The following is a 23192-nucleotide window of genomic DNA, read 5'->3' as shown; positions in this document are numbered from 1 at the left end:
TAGAAACATATTGGAATGTAAAGAGAGAATGAACCTCCCAGACGGTTCCAGCGAGATCAAGTATTAATAGAAACATATTGGAATGTAAAGAGAAAGGAAAGGACGTCAGAGCTGCGATTGTTTCTGCGTATTAATAGAAACATATTGGAATGTAAAGTTTTTGTGAGCACGATCCGCACCATCGGCATTTCTTGTATTAATAGAAACATATTGGAATGTAAAGGACTTTGACGAGAAGAACTGCGTTGATCTGTCTATGTATTAATAGAAACATATTGGAATGTAAAGATGTGTACTCTTTGGTTGGTGAGACATCCAGGCATGTATTAATAGAAACATATTGGAATGTAAAGATTAATGCGTATAACCTTATCTGGAATGAGTGGTTTGTATTAATAGAAACATATTGGAATGTAAAGATGACTCCAGCAGAGACGAGCCGGAACGAAGAAATAGGTATTAATAGAAACATATTGGAATGTAAAGATCAATCATCATTCTTTTCCTACAGGGCTAAAGTCAGTATTAATAGAAACATATTGGAATGTAAAGAAATTAAAAAGATTCAAAGAAGTAACGGGAATAAGGGTATTAATAGAAACATATTGGAATGTAAAGGGTGATACGTTTGACGTCGAGACGTCTTTCGTTACCGTATTAATAGAAACATATTGGAATGTAAAGTTTGCAGAATTAGTCTTGTCAAACTTGACATTTCCGTATTAATAGAAACATATTGGAATGTAAAGGCATCTGTATGAATCGGACGGAGTGATCGGAAAAACGTATTAATAGAAACATATTGGAATGTAAAGGCTGCCGGAATCCCGCTGCATTATGGTACAATTAGTATTAATAGAAACATATTGGAATGTAAAGACGGTTGCCCCACCATTTTTCAATGTAGAACACTTTGAGTATTAATAGAAACATATTGGAATGTAAAGGCTATACAGGAAAGTGCCAAAAACGCCCTGGAATCCGGTATTAATAGAAACATATTGGAATGTAAAGTAATTCTGTGCCCAACCCAACGTGCATGTTTTTTCGTATTAATAGAAACATATTGGAATGTAAAGATATTCGCTGTGATTTCCGTTCCGTTTACTGTCAGCGTATCAATAGAAACATATTGGAATGTAAAGATGAGAAGACGGCAGATTGCCGGACTTACATCATTGTATTAATAGAAACATATTGGAATGTAAAGTTTTTTCGGCGTCCCCTTTTTCGACGTAACCGAGATCGTATTAATAGAAACATATTGGAATGTAAAGTCAGTAGCTTTGATTTCCATCGCTGGCTGCTTGCCGTATTAATAGAAACATATTGGAATGTAAAGGCAGAAAGAACAGGATTAAGTCCTGCCTTCTGAAGGTATTAATAGAAACATATTGGAATGTAAAGCGTGAGCGTTAGCTTGCGGATGATGTGCTAAAGAAGTATTAATAGAAACATATTGGAATGTAAAGAAGTATATGCAACCTTAGAGCCACGTTTGACATGGGTATTAATAGAAACATATTGGAATGTAAAGGAAATCTCTGGCGGCTGACTGTTCTTTCGCATAACGGTATTAATAGAAACATATTGGAATGTAAAGGTGTGATCCCTTATTCTATTTTATTTTCTTATTTCTGTATTAATAGAAACATATTGGAATGTAAAGACTAAAAGTCTGGAGGAGATCGAAGTAGATCTTGGTATTAATAGAAACATATTGGAATGTAAAGATGATATATGCAATCACGGAAGCGCCTGCCATAATCGTATTAATAGAAACATATTGGAATGTAAAGGCCCACTCCCAGCGGCTTATCCGGCATCCCTGTCACCGTATTAATAGAAACATATTGGAATGTAAAGCAGAAAACCGTGTCGGCACAACGAAAGACGGCGTAACGTATTAATAGAAACATATTGGAATGTAAAGCATAAGCGAAGCGGTAGAAGAAGCAGGAAGAATTTAGTATTAATAGAAACATATTGGAATGTAAAGAGAGCCGGAGCGAGCATCTGTCTCTAACATCTGCGTATTAATAGAAACATATTGGAATGTAAAGCCCATCAACAATTACTGGTTTTGGTAATATATATTTGTATTAATAGAAACATATTGGAATGTAAAGGACCTAACAATGACGGTCTTTTCAATTTCACAAAAGTATTAATAGAAACATATTGGAATGTAAAAGAGACAGCTAAGTTATTTAATGCAAGAAATACAAGTATTAATAGAAACATATTGGAATGTAAAAAAGTTCTGTCAACGTTAGTCTTATCTTCCTGAATCCGTATTAATAGAAACATATTGGAATGTAAAGTCAGACTTGCCATACGCATCGGAAGTAGCCTTGCTCGTATTAATAGAAACATATTGGAATGTAAAGGTGCTTTCCGCTGGTGGTTCCGGCGCTCTATAATGGTATCGTAATTTAAGACACTTCAAGAGACATTTCTTAATGAATCTGATATACTGTAAACACTACAGAAAGAAGGATTTTTATTATGTCTCGAACAAGAAGAAATTTCTCAGCCAAATTCAAATCAGAATTAGTGATTGAACTGCTCAAAGGAGAAAAAGACTTAAATACAATCGCAACCGAAAACAATATTCAGCCGAATCTTCTTCGCAACTGGAAGAAGGAGTTCCTCGATAAAGCATCCGTGGTTTTTGATGACACCCGAGAGGATAATCTAAAAGAAAAACTTGCTTTAGAGCGCAAGGAAAAAGCTGAATATGCGAAAAAAGTTGGCCAGCTCACCATGCAGGTGGATTGGTTGAAAAAAAAATCTGAAGAAACACTTGGACCTGACTACGAGAGTAAATTTAGTCCAAAACCTTTTGAAGACTAAAGAACTTCCGGTTAAAACAGGAGCTGCGCTTCTTGATATCAACCGTACCAGTGTGTATTACAAGGGCACGCCCATATCTCAGGAGGAGTTAGATTGCAAATCAATCATAGATCGTTTACACATGGATAACCCGGCCTGGAGAGCACGACAATTGTCTGCCCAACTGAAGAAACGTGGGTATCAGGTTGGCCGCCGGAAAACGCGCCGTTATATGAATGAAATGGGGATCGATCCAATCTATCCAAAAATGAACCTTTCTAAACGTATGCAACAGGCTAAAGTCTGCCCGTATCTGCTACGTAACGCCGTTATCGACCGTCCAAATCAGGCATGGTCAATCGACATTACATACATCCCCATTAAGCGTGGATTCCTGTATCTGACCGCTGTGATTGACTGGTACAGCCGCTGTATCGTTGGCTGGGAAGTCGATGATACTCTGGATACCAGAATGGTCATAACTGCGTTAAAAAAGGCGTTTATGGTGGCAAAACCTGTTATCCTGAATTCGGATCAGGGCTGTCAGTTTACAAGCAATGAGTACATGAATTTCCGCAAAGAGAACCAGATCCGTCAAAGCATGGATGGTAAAAGCCGGTGGGCTGACAATATCATGATCGAACGATGGTTCCGGAGTTTCAAGTACGAGGAAGCATATCTGACTCAATACAACAATATCCGAGAAGCAAGGAAGGCTATTGGGAAATATGTGCATACATACAACTTTGAACGTTGTCATTCCGCACTCAATAATCAGACACCGGCATCCTGCTATTATCCAATCCTGTTACTGGATGATCACGCAGCCTAAGGGGGATTTTCTCCCCTACCCAGTTACATATATCAGTTCATTATAAAAAGCTTGGATTTTTGTCTTGACAACTGAACCACTATATTCAGAGGTGGGAAAAATATTCCTGCCTTCCGGTCTTCTGACATTTTTTATCGTAGGAGGTCCGCTGTTCGGTGTTCTGACTTCGATGGTTCCGGTTATTATGTTAACTTGTGCGCAGATCCAGGCGGCAGCAGACAATGATCTGTTCCCTGCATTTGTAGCGAAAAAGAATAAAAACGGTGTCTCACCGGTGATTCTTTGTTTCGTTATGCTGTTTTCGATTGCATGTGTTGCCACCGGTTCCAGTTTTGGTGTGCTGATGACGGTATTTTCCTTTGTCAATGCCCTGTCTGATATCGTGCTTTGTATGGTGCCGTTCTTCCTGAAGAAGAAATATCCTCATGCATGTAATCACTCTACCTTTAAGATGGCGATCGGACTGGTGTATGTGCTGTCTGCCTTTGCTTTTATCGTTGCGGCTTATCTGGCATATGCGATGATCAGTACGCTTGGTATGACGGTATGGCTGATGATCCTGGGGGCAATTGTACTGTTTGTGATCTATATTCTGATCCGTATCTCTTATCTGAAGAAACACGGCCGGGATCTGATCGCAGAACTGAAGCAGCCATATGAACCATGGGAAGCCCGCGAGCGTGAGTGCAAAGCGCTGGATGAAGTAAAATAGCCGTTGCTATTCACGGATACAAATGAATAAGAAACCGGTCGGGAAAGGCCGGTGTTGCGACAGCGTACGGATAGTATTCCGTACGCTGTTGTCGTATCCGGGGAAATCCGGAATATGAATAGAGGATGAGAGAGGAAAGTGAATTCACTGACAATATCCGGCGAAGCGTGTTGCGAGGATGGAGTGAGCAGCAACAGAAGGGTTGTGTGAAATAAATTAAGTATCGAATCGATGTGGAATATGTTATACTGAGAAAAAATGTGAAACCCTATGTTTGTGAGGGCGGTTTACACAGAAAGGACAGATATGGAAAAAGCAAGAACAGATGCATTATATTACGCGTTGAAAGAAAAAGGCTACCCCGATGATTTCTGCCGGGAGATCGCATATAAGCAGATGAATACGGATTATACCGCAACAAGGATGCTGGGATATCTGTACCGCGTATCGAACCCACGCCCGGAAGATGTGGTGGATGAGATGCTGGCAATCTTAAGTGACCGGAACGCGATCATTCAGAAAAAAGAACTGGAACATGCACAGGCAACGATCAACCGGATCTACAGAGAGGGGCTGTAACAGTCAGAATATGGACAAAAGAAAAATTGCAGTAAATACAGGATGTGTCTGTCTTATAATTCTGTTTATCTTCGGCTTTTATCAATTGATCCAGTGGGATAATACGAGCAGAAGAGGGCAGGAAGAAGCAAAAAAACAGAAGGAACTGGACGAGGCAGAGGCGGAAGAGAAGGCGTATGAGCGGGCAAAAGAATATATGGAAAATTACCGGATCAGCCTGCAGGAAAGTATGCAGGCTGCCGGAATTGAGGATATCAGAGTATCTTATGAGCAATACAATCAGAGCACGTATTCCAGCGTTTACAATTACTGGGACGATGATCCTGACTATCAGTATTTTTATTATGAACTGAGTTATTACTGTGACTCGATAGATTCTATATTTGAAGAAGCTACGCAAGATGGAAATTATGATTCTTTTATAGAACTGATGGAACGGGAGTGCAAGATCAAAGATCAGCGGCCGGTGGAAGTGGATGGGTTTTATAAAATATTTGTTGGAGATAGAAAATACGCCGTAAAGATCAATGAAAGAGATCCGGAAGGAGAACTGACAATTTCCCGGGAGTATGGAGTGTATTACAGACTGGTGCAGGGAGAAGACGGGTATGAGCTTTATACGAACAGAGGAAAGATTTATCCGAAAGAAGACATGGAAGAGGATAATGAATCGAAAAACAATGCCGGTTCGAACAGCAATTCAGGCAGTACTAACAGTTCCGGAAGTTCCTATGGGCATGCCGGCGGATACGGTTCAGGCAGCTTTTACGGAAATGCCAGTGGATCCGGTTCTGGCAGCACTTCCGGGCATTCCAGTGGTTCCGGTTCTCTGAAAAAGACAGATCCCTACGATGTGGATGATTACGATGATCCCGATGATTTTGCGGAAGAATGGGCAGAAGATTTTGGAGATGGGGATTATGATGACGGATACGATGATGCTTATGATTACTGGGAAGAAGAGTATGATGATTAATCGAAATACATAGTTTGTGATATTGTGCGTATAAATATAAGTATATAATAGGTAGATAAAAAAAATAAGCTGGGGTAACAGCGTGCTCCAGGAGAGTAAGCAGTCCTGTGATGGGGCTGCTTTTTTCTGCTTAAAGACCAAAAAATGAAAAAAAATATCAATAAAAAATCTAACTGATGAATTTTTTCAATAGTCCTTTGCATTGTTGACAGGAAAAAATTTCCTTGTTATTATGCTGATACTGTCGTTAGAATACGCTAACGAGAAATAGTTAACAAGGAGAGGAAAAGATGAAAAGAACATGGAAAAAAGTCGTATCACTGCTTATGTCCGTCATGGTTGTTTTCTCTATGATGGGAGTTCCTGTTATGGCAGAAGAAGCAAAAGCAGCGCCGACAGAGGTGGCTTCCTGTACAGCCAGCGGACTCTGGACGACAGTCCTGAACTTTGCATTCAAGGACACTGCCTGGATGAATGCGATCAACAGTGTGACCGTCAATGGTACAGTGTATACGAACAAAACGATCAGCAGCTTTGGAAGTGATACCAATATCTGGGATATAGGAAGTGCAACAGGAGCTTATGGAAGCTACACAGCGCTTAGAATTGTCAGTCCGGATACCTATCCGCTGACTGTTGATATCACAGCAGCCGGTTATCAGAAGCTGACCATGCAGGTGACAAAAACAACTGTAAGCTATCAGGATGTTTATACAGCAACCGTAGTACCGCAGCAGCCGGTAGAAAAGACTTACAAAGCAACTGCAGCAGCTGCAACACACGGCAAAGTTACTCTGAGCAAGAGCGAAGGCATCAAAGAAGGCGAGACAGTAACTGCAACCGCAACACCGGACGAGGGATATGAACTGGATAACCTTACCGTTGCCGCTGCAGACAGCAAAGCAGTAGCAACACAGGCTACCAAAACAGGCTGTACATTTGCCATGCCTGCTTCTGATGTGACAGTTACTGCAACCTTCAAAGAAGAAGCACCGAAAACGATCGATCTGAGCCAGGTAAGCATCGCAACAGATACATTCGGAAATGACTGGGAAGTAACTTTTAAAGATGCGAACGGCTATGTAAAAGCGATCACAGAAGTGAAAGTAAACGGAACAACATGGGAAGAAAAATCCTACGGTATTTCTTCCGGTGGTGCATATAAGAAACATACAGACGATAACAAACTGGTATTTGCAGCAAAAGATTACAGCTCTGCACCGGTGATCCCGGTATTAAAGAGCGGTGATGTGATCACCATTTCCGCAAAAGGTTATGAAGATTTTACAGCAAAACTGGTTATCGACCTTGACGGAAAAGCATCTCTGGTAGCAGATGACGGAAAGGGAGATCCTTATGAACTGCATGTAAAGATCGAAGGTACTTTCGATTCTGCCCTGGTAGGACAGGACAATTACGATGCAGTATCCAGCGCCAGTGTCGGTGGCGCTTCCAGCAACAAAAACAGTGATGTAACGGTATACGGAGCAATGCTGGAAAAAGGCAAAGAACCGACCGACAGCGACTGGAAAGAACTGGACAATATGTCCCAGATCAAACTGGACGGTAAAAAATGCAGCGTAAGTATCGTACCGGATACTGCAAGCGGAACACCGGCTGACAGCGACAGCGGAATGCAGGGTGTCTATATGACCATCAGCAGTGCCCTGACACTGAGCGGTACACCGAAGGATGCCGGTAACTATCTGATCTCTGTAAAGATTACCGATCAGCAGGGAAGAGAAGCAGTCAGCAATACCTTACCGTTCCATGTATACACCGGAGAGGAAACTCTGGCAGACAGACTGGTAACAGATAACTTCAAACAGTATGAAAGCGGTCTGTATGCATGGGATATCATGGAACCATGGGCAATCAAAAACTTTGGAAGCAATGTGGATGGTGAAACAGAAAGCGTTCGTGTTCCGAAAGACCTGGAAGCATGGTTCGGATCTCATGTGAGCGGAACTTACGGATATCTGGGTTATGATCTTCCGTGGAAACAGGTAGTGAGTGGAGACATTCCGCAGACCCTGTATATTCCGGAAGGATGCAACCTGACACTGACCAATATGGAGATTCTGAGCAGCGTTCGCATCGTCATTGAAAATGGCGGAAAACTGACATTGGATGATTCTGTGGTACAGGGTATCATCGATGTACAGAGTGGCGGTACTTTCTCCATGAACTACAGCAGCTACAACAACGAATTTACCACAGGTGCATCTCTGTGTGGACAGCTTCGTCTGGCAGATGGCGCAATCCTGGAAAATGCAGCTATCTACTCTCATGCAAACTATCTTGCAAATGGAAACCTGACAGACCGTACCACTTCCGAGCCGGTAGTAACCGCAACCGGAAATGTTACGATCAAAGGCAAAGTATTTATCAAGGGCGATGACGGCGGAAGCGATATCGGACAGATGGCCCTGCGCGTATCCAACGGAACTCTGACACTAGAAGACGGTGCGGAACTGGTAGCTTACGGTGGAAGCGGCAAGACACTGCTGTATACCGAAGGAGGAACAGCAATTGAGCTGGATAATGCAACGATCACAGGAAACGGAAAAGTAACAGCAATCGGAGGAGATGTACTCTGGGGCAATGGCGGAACAGGTGCAACCGGAAACGGAATCATTTCCACAAAAGAAGCATTCCTTCAGGGAGCAACTGCAAACACTTCCAACAAAGCCGTACCTGGAAAAGCAACCGACGGTAATGTAAAAGTGACAAGCACAAGCAAACACATCGAAGACGGAACCGAGATCTCCGGCGCAGACAACGATCCACTGGCAGATCTGTACTGGAAGACTGGAATTAACCCAACTCCGCCGCTGGATAAATTTGTAACAACTCCGGCACTGTCTATCAGTGATGTGGAAGTTGCAAATACAACCTATACCGGAAGTGCACTGGATCTGGTTGTAACAGCAAAAGACGGAGAAACCGTACTGACAGAAGGAACCGATTACTTCCTTACGTTCAAAGATGCAGACGGAAATGAGATTTCCGCAGATTCCATTGTACAGGCAGATACTTATACCGTAGTAGTAAATGGTATCGGAAGTTATGGGGGAATACAGGAAATCCAGTTTACCGTGGAACCAAAACAGACCACTCTGAGCGTGACTACAGATCCGGCTTCTGCAACATACGATGGAACAAGCAAAACTCCGACCGTGGAAGTAAAAGACGGTGACCAGACACTGGTTGCAGGAACGGATTACGAAATCACTTACATTTACGGGGAAGAAACAACTGCGAAAGATTTTGCAGGCGCAGAATTTGTAGAAGCAGGCAGTTATAAGCTGGTCATCACCGGAATCGGCAATTATGCAGGTTCCACCGGAGAAGCTGTTTTTGAGATCAAAAAAGATTCCACCGGAACCGATGACACCAACAAAGGTAATGATAAGAAAGACGATACCAACAAAGGTAACGACAATACTTCCACCATCGATAAAAACGACGGAAATACAACAACCGATAACAACAAAACAACAGGAAAAGATAACCAGACGGTATTAAAAGCTGACACAACAACCAGCAATACAAACAACACAAATACTACCGCCAAGATATCCACCAGAACAAACAGCGTGAAAACCGGAGATACCAACAACCTGTATATCTGGATCACACTGCTGGCAGTTTCCTGTGTTGCACTGGCAGGTTTTGTAGTATATACAAGAAGACGCAGAGCAAAATAAAAATATGAAATGAAAAAGATGTGGGCATCATGCATTATCTGGCATGATGTCCACGTTTTATGTTGCATTGCATATCAATAATTGGTCCAGTGGACCAATTTTGATTACGGGCAAAGGGCGAACGTTGACATGGCTGTATTGCTCTGGTAGAGTAATAAAAACAGAAGGCATCCGGCAGGGTGTGGTTGGGTTATCAAAAATTCTGAAAAAAGGAAAGGCGAGACAGAAAAATGGAAAAGCAGAAAATACTGGATCAGATCAAAGGGGGACTCATCGTCTCCTGTCAGGCGCTGGAACATGAGCCGCTGTATACGAAAGAGGGCGGTATTATGCCACTGATGGCGAAGGCTGCCGCACAGTCGGGCGCTGTGGGAATCCGTGCAAATACGGTGCGGGATATCACGCAGATCAAAGAGGTGGTAGCCCTTCCGGTAATCGGGATTATCAAGAAAGATTATGAAGGAACACCGATGTATATCACGGTGACGATGAAAGAAGTGGATGCCCTGGTCGCATGTGGTGTGGATATCGTGGCGGTACAGGGAACCGGTGCCAGACGCCCGGACGGAAGCAGTGCACCGGAATTTATCCGTGCGATCAAAGAAAAATACCCCCAGCAGCTGGTAATGGCAGACTGTGCGACGTTGGAAGAAGGAATCGCATGTGCCGAGGCGGGGGCTGATTTTGTGGGTACTACGATGCGTGGCTACACACCGGAGACAAAAGGATGCGACGATATCGATTATGCATTTATCCATGAACTTTCCGAAAAATGCCCTGCAAAGATCATTGCAGAGGGACATATCCATTACCCGGAACAGGCAAAAAAAGCGTTGGAAGCGGGTGCATTTGCCCTGGTAGTCGGTGGCGCGATCACACGACCGGCGGAGATCACGGCACGATTTGTCTCCGCAATTGCGGAATAAGAGAACGGGAAGAACGAGATAAACTAAGAAACCAGTACAGAGCCATCGGAAAAATGGTCTGTACTGGTTTTCTTTTTATCGAGCAGCGTGTTTTGCTTTTTTGATATTGTACATTTCTTCATCCGCCAGATTGATATAAATTTGCGATACAGCGGTTTTGCCAACTGATCGTACGCCATCCGGTTGTAAAGTCTGGTGAGGGAATCACGGATGTAGAGCTGGGAGAGCCGCTTGTTCATTTTCTTGAGGGTCAGTCTTGCATACAGAGACTCCACCGCGTTCTGAAACGAAGTCTTCCAGACGCGGGAGATTGTAGATGTTGTATTCTCCCTGGTTGTACTTTTCGTCTTTGCTGAAGTTACCGAAGCTGTGGAAGACATACAGGCTTGCATCGAGATGAGAGTCTTCGAGATAGCGTCGGTAACCGATGATCCAGGCGGCGGTAACGTAGCGCTGCCAGCCGTCAGTAATAAGTGCTATTTTTTCATTGTAAAATCCCCTGACATTACAAAAACGTTATAAAATAGTGCTGATTTCTATTACAATAGATAATGTGAAATGATTCCAGGGGTTTTTCTGTTATTTTACCAGCCCAATACCCATTTTCCGTTGGTGAAATCCGGAATATCAACGACAGCACCGCCTCTGGCTACAGACATCTCGGACAGGGCTGTGATCGCCATCCAGGAAGCTGCATCGTAGACATCTACCGGCATCGGGCTGTCTTCACGCAGACACTGGAAGAACTGTTCGAATTCGAGCCAGTCCATGCCGCCGTGGCTGCCCTGTACGCCTTCTTCGAGGAATTTTTTCCAGATCGGATGCTCATAGGTTTCGGCGTAGGTGTCCGCGTTGCCGCTGCATTCTTTTCTCCAGTCAAAATCATGGTCGCGGTCTGCTTTGCGGTCGATAAATACGGAATCGGTGGCTTCTTCGTACATGCCTTTGGTTCCGCGGACGGTAAAGTTACGGCTGTAGTATCTCGGCAGGGTGGTGTCGAGTGTCAGCTGGATGGTTTCTCCGTTTGCACAGCGGATCATCGTGGTGATGATATCACCCTGAGCAAAATGCGCCTGTTTCAGTTCCTCGTCATCGCTCTTATTCTGCAGGATGAACTCGTGGAGTCCTGCAGATTTGGAAGCAAAGGAAGACAGGGTCAGCATCCGGTTTCCGTGGTTGATGTTCAGGATCTTGGCGATCGGTCCCAGATCGTGGGTTGGATAGTTTTCACAGTTTCTGGACAGATAGTTTCTAAGGCGGTAATGTCTGTTTTCTTTTCCGAATGCGATTTCGTCTCTCAGATCATGCTGATATCCACCGGCGCAGTGAACTACCTCGCCGAGAACACCCTGATCTACCATATTTAACACCATCAGTTCGCGGCGGCCGAAGCAGCAGTTCTCCAGGAACATGAACGGTGTTTTAGTTTTTTCATAAGCATCGACCAGTTTGTAGCAGTCTTCCAGAGAGTAAGCGCCACCGACTTCCATGGCTACGGCTTTTCCGGCATACATGGCAGCAAGGGCGATCTCTACATGAGATTCCCAGGCGGTTGCGATGATGATCGTATTTACCTCTTCATTTGCGATAATATCTTTATAATCGGTAGATACAAAAGGTGTCGGCTGTCCGGCAGCTTCCACTACTTTCGCTCCTTCCCGGGCGCGATCTTCATAAACATCGCAGACAGCGACAACCTGTTCTTTCTGAGCCAGAACGATATTTTCCAACAGATCTTTTCCACGGCATCCAAGGCCGATATATCCGATTTTAATATTTTCCATTAGAGTCTCTCCTTTATGTGTCTTTTTATAACCATTTAGTAGATAGAGTTCTGCGAGGTTTTCTACTCTCGTAACTGCAAATATGCCGAATGATTATATTCTGAGGTTTATTATACACAGATACCGGGATTTGACAAGGAAAGTAAAATCTAAATATTATGAAAAATCGGCTTGTAACTGTGAAGGTACTGAACAGTTACGAAAAATCAAAGAAAAGTGAGTGAGAATCTTGTGTTTCATGTGGGAAATTTCTATAATAAAAAAAGAATCGTTTGAAAAAAATGAGAAGATTTCTGAGGGCTACAAACATAATGTAAAGGAGACAGGAAATTATGAAATTTACCAATGGTTACTGGCTGCTTCGTGATGAGATGAAAGCTGCCTATGCAGTAGAGTACGGAAGTCACCGGGTATACGGGCAGGAACTGACGATGTATCTGCCGTGTTCCCATATCGTGGATCGGGGAAGCTGTCTGAATATCCCGCTTCTGACGGTGACACTGTCCAGTCCGATGGACGGTGTGATCAAAGTGTCTGCGGTGCATCATGACGGAGCCGTATATAACGGACCTTTTGCAAAGATTTATACCGGCGATGCGCATGTGCGGATCGAGGAGAATGAGGAGCAGCTGATCTATCAGACGGGCTCTCTGAAAGCGGTGATCGATAAAGCACCGAATGGATACAAGATGGCATTTTATGAGGAAGATACTTTCCTCACAGAGTCGAGTTTCCGGAATCTTGCCTATATGCAGAATACAAAAACCGGGAAAAACTATATGCTGGAGCAGATGTTCCTCGATGTGGATGAATATGTCTACGGACTCGGGGAACGTTTCACGCCGTTCGTAAAAAACGGACAGGTAGTGGAGATGTGGAACGAGGATGGCGGAACTGCCAGTGAGATTGCCTATAAAAATATCCCGTTCTATGTGACAAATAAAGGCTACGGTATCCTGGTGGACAACGAGGGCGATGTGGCGTATGAGATCGCCAGTGAGAAGGTAGAACGGGTCCAGTTTTCCGTGGAGGGGGAACGTCTGGATTATTATGTGATCAGCGGAAAAACTCCAATGGGAACCGTAGAAAAATACACGGATCTGACCGGAAAACCGGCGCTCCCTCCGGCATGGTCGTTCGGACTGTGGCTGACGACTTCTTTTACCACGAACTACGATGAGGCAACGACTTCCAGCTTTATCCAGGGAATGGCAGACCGGGAGATTCCGCTGCATGTCTTCCATTTTGACTGCTATTGGATGGATGCCTATGAGTGGTGTAACTTCGAGTGGGATCCTGCGACATTTCCGGATCCGAAGGGGATGTTGAAACGGTATCACGACCGCGGACTTCACATCTGTGTATGGATCAACCCGTACATCGGACAGAAATCCTGCCTGTTCAAAGAAGGAAAAGAGCAGGGTTATCTGGTAAAGAAAACAGACGGAAGCGTATGGCAGACCGATCTGTGGCAGCCGGGCATGGCATTGGTGGACTTTACGAATCCGGATGCTAAGGCATGGTATCAGGGCAAGTTAAAGACGCTGCTGGATATGGGTGTAGACTGCTTCAAAACCGACTTTGGTGAGAGAATCCCGGTGAAAGATATCGCGTATTTTGACCATTCCGATCCGGTTAAAATGCATAATTATTATACCTATCTGTACAATCAGGCAGTTTTTGAATTGCTGGAGCGTGAGCGAGGAACCGGAGAAGCCGTATTGTTCGCGCGTTCTGCGACCGTCGGCGGACAGCAGTTCCCGGCACACTGGGGCGGCGATTGTTCCGCAAGCTATGTCTCCATGGCAGAGACGCTTCGCGGAGGACTTTCCCTGTCTCTGGGCGGATTTGGTTTCTGGAGTCATGATATCAGTGGTTTCGAGAGCACCGCACCGGCGGATATCTACAAACGGTGGTGTCAGTTCGGCTTGCTGAGTTCCCACAGCCGTCTGCATGGTTCTTCTTCCTACCGCGTGCCGTGGCTGTTTGATGAGGAAGCCTGCGATATTCTGCGGGAATTTGTCAATCTGAAATGCCGTCTGATGCCGTATCTGTACGGACAGGCAGTGCGCTCCCACAAAGAAGGCCGTCCGGTGCTGCGTCCGATGTTCCTGGATTTCCCGGAGAATCGCGCGTGTGATACGTTGGATCGCCAGTATATGTTCGGTGATTCCCTGCTGGTGGCTCCGATCTTTAAGGAGAGCGGTGAGGTACAGTATTATCTGCCGGAGGGAACCTGGTATAATCTAATCACCGGGGTAGATGTGAGCGGAGGAAAATGGCAGAAAGAGACGCATGATTATCACAGTCTGCCACTGATGATCCGTCCAAATACAGTGCTTGCTTTGGGCAATAATGACCAGAAACCGGATTATGATTATGCGGATGGTGTTAGCCTTCTGGTATCCGCGTTTGATGAGGGAGCCGAAGCGAAAACTGAGATACCGGATCTGAAAGGAGAGACGGTGATGACGGTGACTGCGAAACGTGTGGGAGATGAGATTCACCTGTATGTGGAAGGCGGAAACGGAAATTATACGGTGAAGAGCCTTTCGGGTTGCAAGGTAGTTGGGGAAGCGTAAGAATCTGCGGGGACAGAGAAGAAATACTGAAGCATACCCGTAGAAATGTCAGAAAAGCCATAATGTGAAAATAAAATTGTACAATTATATCACCACAAAGAAAAAGCATGCATACAGAAGCGAAAAATCCTGTATGCATGCTTTTTTGATGCATTGCATATTAAAAATTGATCTGGTGAATCAATTTGCTTACATAAGATGCGTAGAACACTGCTGGATATATCTGGATTCTGTGTTAGTCGTGGGAGATTGCAGTTGAAAAAGTCCTGTGTGCGGATCAGTTGCCGGCAGCCGTACCGCGCTCCGCCCAGCGAAACCACTTTTGTGGGAATTCAAAGACAAACAGGATGCCAAGCACGATCGCCACCGCGATCTTCAAAGTCTGGAATCCACGGTCGGAAGCTTTGGCCAACTGATCCGTCACGACATAATAGGCAGTCCAGTAGATCCCTGCTCCCGGAACCAGCGGGAAGATGCCTGCAACGAGAAAGATCGTCACCGGACAGTGGCGCCGGACCGCACTGAGCCTAGAGAGAAAAACGACAAGAACCGTGGCAAAAAAGGTGGAACCGAAGAGCCCGCAGCCAGCCAGCAGTAACTTGTAGCAGATCCAGCCACAGCCACCGGCCAGACCACAGTTTACATAATATTCATTTGGTACCTGAAAGAGCAGGGCGAAAGCGATCGTACCGACAAAAGCGGTAAGAAATTCGAAAATCAGATGTACGGACATAAAGATAACCTCCTGAGAGATAGATAAATATATTTGATTTACGCAAGCAATAAGTAAGCTTCGCAAAGCGTATGTTATCTCGTTTTATAAAATCCGCCGGGACGAAAGAAACCCATGCATTCATAGAACCCCATGAATCACGGCAGAATCGCACCGCCCACAAAATGGTGATACCCGATCATTACAAGACCGACGCCCATTGCGATACTGAACGTGACAAGCAGTGCGTCCAGCATGCGGACCGCACCGGCAATATAGTCCTGGTCGGCGATATCGCGGATGCCATTCGTAAACGCCACACCGGGAACCAGCGGGATGATGGAACCGATGATAATCTCACTCAGATGATGTCCCAGTCCCAGCTGATAGATCAGCACAGCGATGAAAGTCACAAACATGCCGCCGGATATATTCGTTGCGATCTTGGAAAGCTGTCCTTTCACCACGCACAGCAGATAGACATACAGCAGAAGCCCCGCGATAAAAGCCACGATACAGTCCACCGGATCGCCGCCGAAGAGATAACAGAAGCATCCGCTGCCCACGCCGGAAGCAAGGATCTGGCAGAGATTCCGCTTGGCAGGCATCTGCTGGATTTCCTGAAGTTTCTGATAGGCTTCCTCCGGGGTATAAGATCCGTGTTCGATCTCCCGGGAAAGCTGGTTGACCGCAGTGACACGGTCGAGCCGGGTAGCACTCAACGGGATGTGGCGTACCCAGGCAAAGTTTTGATCCGAGTTGCTGTCAGCGGTGAGAAAGAATCCACTGCTCAACACAAACGGATCACACGATTCGATGCCGTAAGCGTGGGCGATCCGGTCAATGGTCTCTTCCACACGGAAGATTTCCGCCCCGCTGGCCAGTAAAATATCCCCGGCCAGCGCCGCCACATTCAACGCCATACGGTTATGTTCTTTTTCTATAGTTTCCAAAATAAAATTCCCCATTTAGTAAAAAGTATTTTCGGAGTCTTGTCTGTCGCAAAATCAGATACCAAAAGATTCCGAGGATACATCAGAATACGCAAAAAGATACGGATACAGAAACGGAGAAAATCCGGAATGTATCCGTGTACAGTATGACTCTATCACATTTCCGAAAGAAAACAAAGGGAAACTGATATATTTTCAGCAGAAAATCAGGAGGTATTTTACCATGTGGATGAAGAAAACAGCCGGAATCGCTGGAAACGTATGGAAACGGTGGGATTTTTTGCTTGTTTTGAAATAGGTCTTGACGGGTGTGAGGAATATCTGTAATATATTCAAGAAGTACGCCCATCTGGTTGAAAAAGTTGGTGGGTGAGAAATGGAAAATAGAAAAGAAGTAACCGGCGGATTGTGGGTTGACTGTGGGATGGCGGTTATGAAAAAGAGGATAAGTATATGAAGAAAGATTGGGAAAACGTGACACTGATGCCGGAGTTTGACGAGCAGGGTGTTGCCTGCTATCGGCTGGATGGCGGAGATTATCTGAATGAGTATTATGTGGTTTCGGAGGCGGAGACGAGAAAGCTTCTGAACACGCCGGAGATTGTCGGGTATGAGGTTTATAACTGCCTGATTCCGTCGACTTCTCAGATGTTATATTATCTGAAAGAACAGAAGAAAGTGACAACAGCGAATATCTTATCGATTCTTCGCGGTGCGCTGAATTATCCGCTGGAGGAGAGCTGCTACCGGGAGCACATTCGTGTGCATGATATCAGTTTCTTATCCAGTGAGCGTGTATTTCAGGAGGAAGAGATTGCGGGACTGGAGATCAAATACAATAAGCTGACGATGGTACCGGACAGCACGTTGATGATCGGAGATATCATTGCCAGTGGAGAGACGTTGATCCACTGTCTGCGTTATGTGACCGATTTTTACCGGAATCACGGGGCAAAACTTCGGAATATTATCATCTTTACGATTGGTGGAACGAAGGGTATCGAGATCCTGGAGGATCTGACCCGGGATATTCGGGAGTTCTGGCCGGAATTTGAAGGATTTATCACGGTATATTATGAAGGAATCTTCGGTATGTATGAAGATAAGGGTGTATCCGGTATCAATCTTCCGAATGTGGACTTTTACTGGAAGGGTGGTATCGTGGCTCCGGAATTCCGTCGGGAGACACTTTCCATGTGCAGCCCTCTGTTTGAAAAATGTATTATCTATGATGGAGGTGCGAGACGTTACGAGATCCATGAGCATGTAGAAGAAGTGCTGGAGTTCTGGAACGGGATCAAAGAGCGCGCCGGTCAGATTGATTTTGGAACTTTACTGGAAGAAAAACTCGGTTATGAACTTCCGATCAGTTACGAAGACTGGATCCATGCAAACCATTATGAAAAGATCCGTCCGGCAGATACGAAATGGCTGTATCGCCAGGAACAGGGTTATGTGGAGAGCATGAAGAACATTACATTAGAAGAACTGGCGCAGCAGCGGATCGATGAATTTACCGGTGCACTGCGTAAATATATTCTGTAATGGAATCAGCCGAAAGACAAATAAGGTTATGGAAACAAACTGAGACGGGAGAAAACAAATGAAAAAAGAGACAGAACAGAAAGTAGATATTGATTATGCGGATCGCGTCGTACCGGAGGAGGGAAAGAAGGGCTTTGTGACCATGTTTATGATCATGCTTGGATTTACCTTCTTCTCCGCGAGTATGTGGGCAGGTCAGCAGCTGGCAGCAGGACTGGATTTCTGGGGATTCTTAAAATCTCTGCTGTTTGGTGGAGCGATCCTTGGTCTGTACACCGGACTTCTTGGTTATGTCGGAGCGAAGACAGGTATGAGCATGGATCTGCTGGCGCAGAAAGCCTTCGGAGAGAAAGGTTCCTATCTTTCCTCTGCAATGATCAGTTTTACACAGATCGGCTGGTTTGGTGTAGGTATCGCGATGTTCGCGATTCCGGTAGCAGGAGAATTGTTTGGAGACAGTAAGACCGCCATGTGGGCACTGGTTATTGTAGCCGGCGTGTGTATGACAGCTTCCGCTTACTTCGGTATCGATTCCCTGACTGTCATCAGTTATATCGCAGTGCCGCTGGTAGCAGTACTCGGTACAGTGGCTATGATCATGGCGATCCGTCAGGGCAACGGAACCATCGTGGATCAGTTTGCCGTATCAAGCGGTTCCCTTACCGTTGTCGGCGGTGCAGGTCTGGTTGTGGGATCCTTCGTATCCGGTGGAACCGCAACCCCGAACTTTACCCGATTTGCGAAAGATGCGAAGACGGGAACGATCGCAACGGTCGTAGCATTTTTTATCGGAAACTCCCTGATGTTCTTCTTCGGAGCGATTGCCTATATTTTTGTCGGTGGAAATGATATCTTCGAGGTTATGATCCGTCTGAATCTGTTCTACATGGCAGTTCTGGTACTGGGTCTGAACATCTGGACAACCAACGACAATGCCCTGTATACCGCAGGTCTTGGTCTGGCAAATATTTTCCATCAGAAGAAGAAACCGATGGTTCTGGTATCCGGTATCATCGGAACGGTACTTTCGGTATGGCTGTATTATAACTTCACAAAATGGCTGAACATCCTGAACTGTACGCTGCCGCCGGTAGGTATCATCCTGGTACTTTCTTACTTTATGAATAAGAAAGATTATGAAGATCCGGTCGCAGAGACACAGGTCGTCAACTGGTTTGCAGTAGGAGGTGTGATCCTCGGTGCTGTGGTAGCAAACCTGGTATCATGGGGAATCGCTTCGATCAATGGTATGGTAGTGGCAGCAGTATGTTACCTGGTCGGACAGACAGTGAGAAAGAAAAAATAATCATAAGAAAACCGTTGTGTTATACAAAAAAATGTATGCATGGCGGTTTTTTTGGTATACAATAGACAATAAGTGATTCAGAGATGCAAGAGCGGTATATATGGCAGGTTTTATAAGAAAGTCTGAAGATATGGGGAAAACGAGAACTTCTAATGAAAGACAACAATCCAATGAAAAACAAAAATCGTGTGAATCAGTAAAAATAGGGAGGGTTACATAAGATGGAAAAGACAAAAACAGAACGTCTGCAGTGGATTATGGATGATGCGGTAGCAAGAGGAGAAATCCCGGGAGCTACCCTGCTGGTGCGAAAAGACGGAAAAGAAGAAGTGTATCTGGAGAGTGGATATGCGGATATCGAGGCGAAAAAGCCGGTGGCGAGAGACAGTATCTACCGGTTATATTCCATGTCCAAACCGATTACTGCTGTGGCTGTGATGCTTCTGGCAGAACGTGGGCAGATCGATCTGGCCGATCCGGTATGTAGATATCTGCCGGGATTTTGTGGACAACTGGTGGCTTATGCGGATGGACGTGTGGAAAAACCATGGCGCGATGTGAACATTCAGGACCTCCTGAATATGACTTCCGGTCTGGTGTATGAGGGCAATCATCCGGCCGGCCGTCAGACGGAAGCTCTGTTTGAGGAGATCACACAGAGACTGGATGAGGGAGAAGGCGGCCGATACGGCACCGTGGAGATCGCCAACCGGCTGGGACGGATCCCGCTGGCATTTCAGCCGGAGCGTTCCTGGTGTTACGGAACTTCGGCGGATGTGGCCGGAGCAGTCGTTGAGGTGGTATCCGGTATGCGTTTTGGAGATTTCCTGGAAAAAGAGTTGTTTGCTCCGCTGGAGATGTGTGATACCGGTTTCTGGGTACCGGAAGAGAAAAAGGATCGCCTGGTGAAAACATATGTGTGCACAGAAGGAGAGACACCGGCGCTGTATACAAAAAATCATCTGGATATCTGCAATCGGATGGATCGTCGTCCGGCCTTTGAGTCCGGAGGTGCCGGACTGGTTTCTACGATTGATGATTATTCTCATTTTGCCCAGATGCTTCTGAACGGAGGAAGCTATAAGGGAAAACAGATTCTTGGATCCTCTGTGGTGAAATTCCTGACCGGTCACGTGTTAAGCGAGTGTCAGCAGAAAGTGTTTGAACGGGAGGGAATGCCGTGGCTAGAAGGATTTTCCTATGGAAACTTTATGCGTGTCATGACAGATCCGCGAAGAGCCTGCACGCTGGGAAGCCAGGGAGAATATGGCTGGGACGGATGGCTTGGCTGTTACTTTGCCAATGCACCAAAAGACCGGATGACCGTGCTGATGATGACCCAGAAGACAGATGCCGGAACATTCCGGATGACCAGACTGCTCAGAAATGTGATCTATAATCTGTAAGAAAATAAAAGAAAACGGAGAAAAATGTGATGAAAAAGAGAGAATCATTTAATACCCGGTGGGGATTTATTATGGCCTGCATCGGTTCGGCGGTGGGCATGGGAAATATCTGGATGTTTTCCACCAGAGTATCGTTATATGGAGGCGGAGCATTTCTGATTCCGTACGTTATCTTTGTGGCACTGATTGGATTTACCGGGGTAATCGGAGAGATGACGTTTGGACGCGCGACGAGATCGGGTCCGGTGGATGCATTTGGACTTGCCTGCGAGAAAAAAGGAAAACGAAAATTCGGAGAAGCACTGGGACTGATTCCGGTGGTCGGTTCGCTGGCGATGGCGATCGGTTACACGGTCGTTATGGGCTGGATCTTAAAATATACCGTCGGTGCATTTACCGGAGTAACACTGGCGCCGGTCGATGTGGATGAATTTGCAGCAGCATTTGGTTCGATGGCATCTGCGTTCGGCAACACCGGCTGGCAGGTGGTAATTTTGCTGGTAGCGATGGGAATTCTGATGTTCGGTGTCGGCAGAGGCATCGAGAAAGTCAATAAAGTGCTAATGCCCGTATTTTTCCTGTTGTTTGTAGCACTTGGTATTTATGTGGCGTTTCAGCCGGGGGCTGTGGACGGCTATCACTATATTTTCGGCGTGGATAAACAGGCGCTTGTCGACCCGAAAACATGGATCTTCGCACTGGGACAGGCATTTTTCTCTCTGTCGGTGGCGGGAAACGGAACACTGATCTATGGCTCGTACCTGCCGGATGAAGAAAATATTCCGGCAGCTGCTGGAAGAGTGGCATTTTTTGATACACTGGCTGCGATGCTGGCAGCTCTGGTCATCATCCCGGCGATGGCAACCACTGGCGCACAGCTTGACCAGGGCGGTCCGGGACTTTTATTTATCTTCCTGCCAAACCTGATCAAAAATATGCCGGGAGGAAAGATCATCGTGATCATTTTCTTTGTCGCTGTGTTATTCGCGGGACTGACCTCCCTGATCAACCTGTACGAAGCACCAATCGCAACAGTACAGGAGAAATTTCATCTAGAGCGAAAACCGGCGTGTGCGGTGATCGCGGTGGTCGGTGTGATCGTCTCTATCTTGATTCAGGGTATCGTATCCGGCTGGATGGATGTACTCTCCATCTATATCTGCCCGCTGGGCGCCGGGCTGGCAGGCATCATGCTGTTTTGGGTATGCGGAAAAGACTATGTGGAAACACAGGTAAACAAAGGGAGAAACAGCCGTTTTACCTCCTGGTTTTATCCGATCTGTAAATATGTATATGTGCCGGTATGTATGCTGGTGCTGATTCTGGGAATCGCTCTGGGTGGAATCGGGTGAGGATATCTTTGCTGATAATCGGGGAACCAGTGGGGACGGAGAAAAGTGGCTTTTCAAAGCCACTTTTCTCCGTCCCCACTGCTCCCCGCCCACCGCGCTTTTTCACCTGCCTGCACTGTTATTTTTCCGATATGCCCCCGGCGTCGTATGCACTTCTTTCCGAAACACCTGTGAAAAATAAGACTGAGAAGAGAAGCCGACAGATTGTGCGATCTTGGCGATCGGGAGATTGCTGCATGTCAACAGTTCTTTTGCCTCATCGATTCTCCGGTTGATCAGATAATTGATCGGGGAGATTCCCTTATAGCGCGTGAAAACGTGAACCATATAATATTTATTCATATACGTCAGTTCGCTCAACGTATCCAGATTGATATCCTCCGCAAAATGCTCATCCAGATACTGCTCAATAAAATGACACTCCCGGGAAAGTTTGTCTGTTGTGGAAAGTTTGTCTGTTGTGGAAAGTTTCGGGGTGGCGATGGTGTTGCGGTCTACGAGCTGGATCAGGATTTCGAGAAGGTTCTGGCAGATGTTGATATAATTTTCTTTCTTCTCTCGCAGTTCCTGGATCAGGGTCTGGGTGTAAAAAAGCATTTCTTTTCGGTTGGAACGGAGATTACAGATTGTGTATGGTAAAAACGTATTGTTGGAGGAACGAAAAGAGATTCCGTCCAGACCAAGAACGATATATTCCAGGGCATTTTCCCCGTGGCTGAACTCCGTATGTGTTACGTTCGGGTTAATCAGTACCAGATCGTCCTCTGCAACCGGGAACGAATCATTTTCTGTCTGAAAAACACCGGTTCCGTGAATGACATAAAAAAGTTCGGCGAAAGCATGGGAATGAAGGATGCTCTGCCAGTTCCGATCATAGCGCGATTTGCTGATATAGAGAAGCCGGATGTCCAGCCGTTCGTTGGATAAGGCTTCTTTTTCAGGTTCGGTAAATATGTAGCGGTGATATGCCATGCGTTCCGTT

The 23192-nt window shown here is 45.6% G+C and carries 17 protein-coding genes and 1 CRISPR repeat array (1 of these 18 cut by a window edge); of the genes, 12 read left to right on the top strand and 5 right to left on the bottom strand.

Annotated elements, in window-relative coordinates; genetic code table 11:
- A CRISPR array of direct repeats spans window positions 1-2390; the repeat unit is 30 nt; unit sequence GTATTAATAGAAACATATTGGAATGTAAAG; it reaches 3159 nt to the left of the window's first position.
- Between the two features lie 118 nt (window positions 2391-2508).
- The 7 genes from ETP43_RS17775 (at window position 2509) to ETP43_RS14175 (ending at window position 10570) form a co-directional block, all read left to right on the top strand.
- Window positions 2509-2856 carry a transposase gene (locus ETP43_RS17775; RefSeq protein ID WP_071143926.1) on the top strand — a complete coding sequence of 116 codons (348 nt, stop codon included), beginning with the start codon at window positions 2509-2511 and terminating at the stop codon, window positions 2854-2856.
- Complete coding sequence (locus ETP43_RS14200) at window positions 2807-3667, top strand: IS3 family transposase (protein WP_330546545.1); 861 nt, start codon at window positions 2807-2809, stop codon at window positions 3665-3667. The genes ETP43_RS17775 and ETP43_RS14200 overlap by 50 nt, the downstream gene beginning before the upstream one ends.
- 91 nt (window positions 3668-3758) lie before the next feature.
- Complete coding sequence (locus ETP43_RS14195) at window positions 3759-4379, top strand: amino acid permease (protein WP_129258825.1); 621 nt, start codon at window positions 3759-3761, stop codon at window positions 4377-4379.
- Window positions 4380-4685: 306 nt separating this feature from the next.
- Window positions 4686-4958, top strand: coding sequence for a hypothetical protein (locus tag ETP43_RS14190; RefSeq protein WP_118618776.1), 273 nt, complete (start codon window positions 4686-4688; stop codon window positions 4956-4958).
- Window positions 4959-4968: 10 nt separating this feature from the next.
- Entirely contained in the window at window positions 4969-5934 is a 966-nt protein-coding gene (locus tag ETP43_RS14185) for a hypothetical protein (protein WP_129258823.1), read from the top strand.
- 290 nt (window positions 5935-6224) lie between these two features.
- Window positions 6225-9644, top strand: a complete 3420-nt coding sequence (locus ETP43_RS14180) for an InlB B-repeat-containing protein (RefSeq protein WP_181951951.1) — start codon at window positions 6225-6227, stop codon at window positions 9642-9644.
- A gap of 230 nt (window positions 9645-9874) precedes the next feature.
- Window positions 9875-10570: an N-acetylmannosamine-6-phosphate 2-epimerase gene (locus ETP43_RS14175; protein WP_129258821.1), complete on the top strand. Its 696-nt coding sequence runs from the start codon at window positions 9875-9877 to the stop codon at window positions 10568-10570.
- A 23-nt stretch (window positions 10571-10593) separates the two neighbouring features.
- Here the strand turns inward: ETP43_RS14175 and ETP43_RS14170 are convergent, their stop codons facing one another.
- Window positions 10594-10962, bottom strand: a complete 369-nt coding sequence (locus ETP43_RS14170; protein ID WP_129258819.1) for a hypothetical protein — start codon at window positions 10960-10962, stop codon at window positions 10594-10596.
- A 192-nt stretch (window positions 10963-11154) separates the two neighbouring features.
- Window positions 11155-12354, bottom strand: coding sequence for a Gfo/Idh/MocA family protein (locus tag ETP43_RS14165; protein ID WP_129258817.1), 1200 nt, complete (start codon window positions 12352-12354; stop codon window positions 11155-11157).
- A 332-nt stretch (window positions 12355-12686) separates the two neighbouring features.
- Here ETP43_RS14165 and yicI point away from each other — a divergent pair, with 332 nt between their 5' ends.
- A complete protein-coding gene (gene yicI, locus ETP43_RS14160; protein ID WP_129258815.1) occupies window positions 12687-14936 on the top strand; it encodes an alpha-xylosidase in 2250 nt (749 codons plus the stop codon).
- A gap of 277 nt (window positions 14937-15213) precedes the next feature.
- On the opposite strand, the gene ETP43_RS14155 is transcribed toward yicI, so the two are convergent.
- On the bottom strand, window positions 15214-15669 hold the full coding sequence (locus ETP43_RS14155) for a threonine/serine exporter family protein (protein WP_129258813.1): 456 nt from the start codon (window positions 15667-15669) through the stop codon (window positions 15214-15216).
- A 137-nt stretch (window positions 15670-15806) separates the two neighbouring features.
- Entirely contained in the window at window positions 15807-16601 is a 795-nt protein-coding gene (locus ETP43_RS14150; protein ID WP_330546544.1) for a threonine/serine exporter family protein, read from the bottom strand.
- A gap of 453 nt (window positions 16602-17054) precedes the next feature.
- Between ETP43_RS14150 and ETP43_RS14145 the strand changes: the two genes are divergently transcribed.
- From ETP43_RS14145 to ETP43_RS14130, 4 genes are all read left to right on the top strand, one after another.
- Entirely contained in the window at window positions 17055-18146 is a 1092-nt protein-coding gene (locus ETP43_RS14145) for a hypothetical protein (protein WP_129258809.1), read from the top strand.
- Between the two features lie 58 nt (window positions 18147-18204).
- Window positions 18205-19452, top strand: coding sequence for a cytosine permease (gene codB / locus ETP43_RS14140; protein ID WP_129258807.1), 1248 nt, complete (start codon window positions 18205-18207; stop codon window positions 19450-19452).
- Between the two features lie 221 nt (window positions 19453-19673).
- Complete coding sequence (locus tag ETP43_RS14135) at window positions 19674-20858, top strand: serine hydrolase domain-containing protein (protein ID WP_129258805.1); 1185 nt, start codon at window positions 19674-19676, stop codon at window positions 20856-20858.
- Window positions 20859-20887: 29 nt separating this feature from the next.
- A complete protein-coding gene (locus ETP43_RS14130) occupies window positions 20888-22210 on the top strand; it encodes a sodium-dependent transporter (protein WP_181951950.1) in 1323 nt (440 codons plus the stop codon).
- Between the two features lie 102 nt (window positions 22211-22312).
- Here the strand turns inward: ETP43_RS14130 and ETP43_RS14125 are convergent, their stop codons facing one another.
- Entirely contained in the window at window positions 22313-23182 is an 870-nt protein-coding gene (locus ETP43_RS14125) for an AraC family transcriptional regulator (protein ID WP_129258801.1), read from the bottom strand.
- Window positions 23183-23192: the final 10 nt, after the last annotated feature.

It is taken from the genome of Blautia faecicola (assembly GCF_004123145.1).
Taxonomy (GTDB): domain Bacteria; phylum Bacillota; class Clostridia; order Lachnospirales; family Lachnospiraceae; genus Oliverpabstia; species Oliverpabstia faecicola.
The sequence above is the reverse complement of the archived record's forward strand: the minus strand, read 5'-3'. Positions and strand labels throughout refer to the sequence as shown.

Excerpts from the sequence above, each read along its gene's own strand:
- ETP43_RS17775 (WP_071143926.1), top strand. The coding sequence starts at position 2,509 with ATGTCTCGAACAAGAAGAAATTTCTCAGCCAAATTCAAATCAGAATTA.
- ETP43_RS14190 (WP_118618776.1), top strand. The coding sequence starts at position 4,686 with ATGGAAAAAGCAAGAACAGATGCATTATATTACGCGTTGAAAGAAAAA.
- ETP43_RS14185 (WP_129258823.1), top strand. The coding sequence starts at position 4,969 with ATGGACAAAAGAAAAATTGCAGTAAATACAGGATGTGTCTGTCTTATA.
- ETP43_RS14180 (WP_181951951.1), top strand. The coding sequence starts at position 6,225 with ATGAAAAGAACATGGAAAAAAGTCGTATCACTGCTTATGTCCGTCATG.
- ETP43_RS14175 (WP_129258821.1), top strand. The coding sequence starts at position 9,875 with ATGGAAAAGCAGAAAATACTGGATCAGATCAAAGGGGGACTCATCGTC.
- ETP43_RS14170 (WP_129258819.1), bottom strand. The coding sequence starts at position 10,962 with ATGCAAGCCTGTATGTCTTCCACAGCTTCGGTAACTTCAGCAAAGACG.
- ETP43_RS14165 (WP_129258817.1), bottom strand. The coding sequence starts at position 12,354 with ATGGAAAATATTAAAATCGGATATATCGGCCTTGGATGCCGTGGAAAA.
- yicI (WP_129258815.1), top strand. The coding sequence starts at position 12,687 with ATGAAATTTACCAATGGTTACTGGCTGCTTCGTGATGAGATGAAAGCT.
- ETP43_RS14155 (WP_129258813.1), bottom strand. The coding sequence starts at position 15,669 with ATGTCCGTACATCTGATTTTCGAATTTCTTACCGCTTTTGTCGGTACG.
- ETP43_RS14145 (WP_129258809.1), top strand. The coding sequence starts at position 17,055 with ATGAAGAAAGATTGGGAAAACGTGACACTGATGCCGGAGTTTGACGAG.
- codB (WP_129258807.1), top strand. The coding sequence starts at position 18,205 with ATGAAAAAAGAGACAGAACAGAAAGTAGATATTGATTATGCGGATCGC.
- ETP43_RS14135 (WP_129258805.1), top strand. The coding sequence starts at position 19,674 with ATGGAAAAGACAAAAACAGAACGTCTGCAGTGGATTATGGATGATGCG.
- ETP43_RS14130 (WP_181951950.1), top strand. The coding sequence starts at position 20,888 with ATGAAAAAGAGAGAATCATTTAATACCCGGTGGGGATTTATTATGGCC.
- ETP43_RS14125 (WP_129258801.1), bottom strand. The coding sequence starts at position 23,182 with ATGGCATATCACCGCTACATATTTACCGAACCTGAAAAAGAAGCCTTA.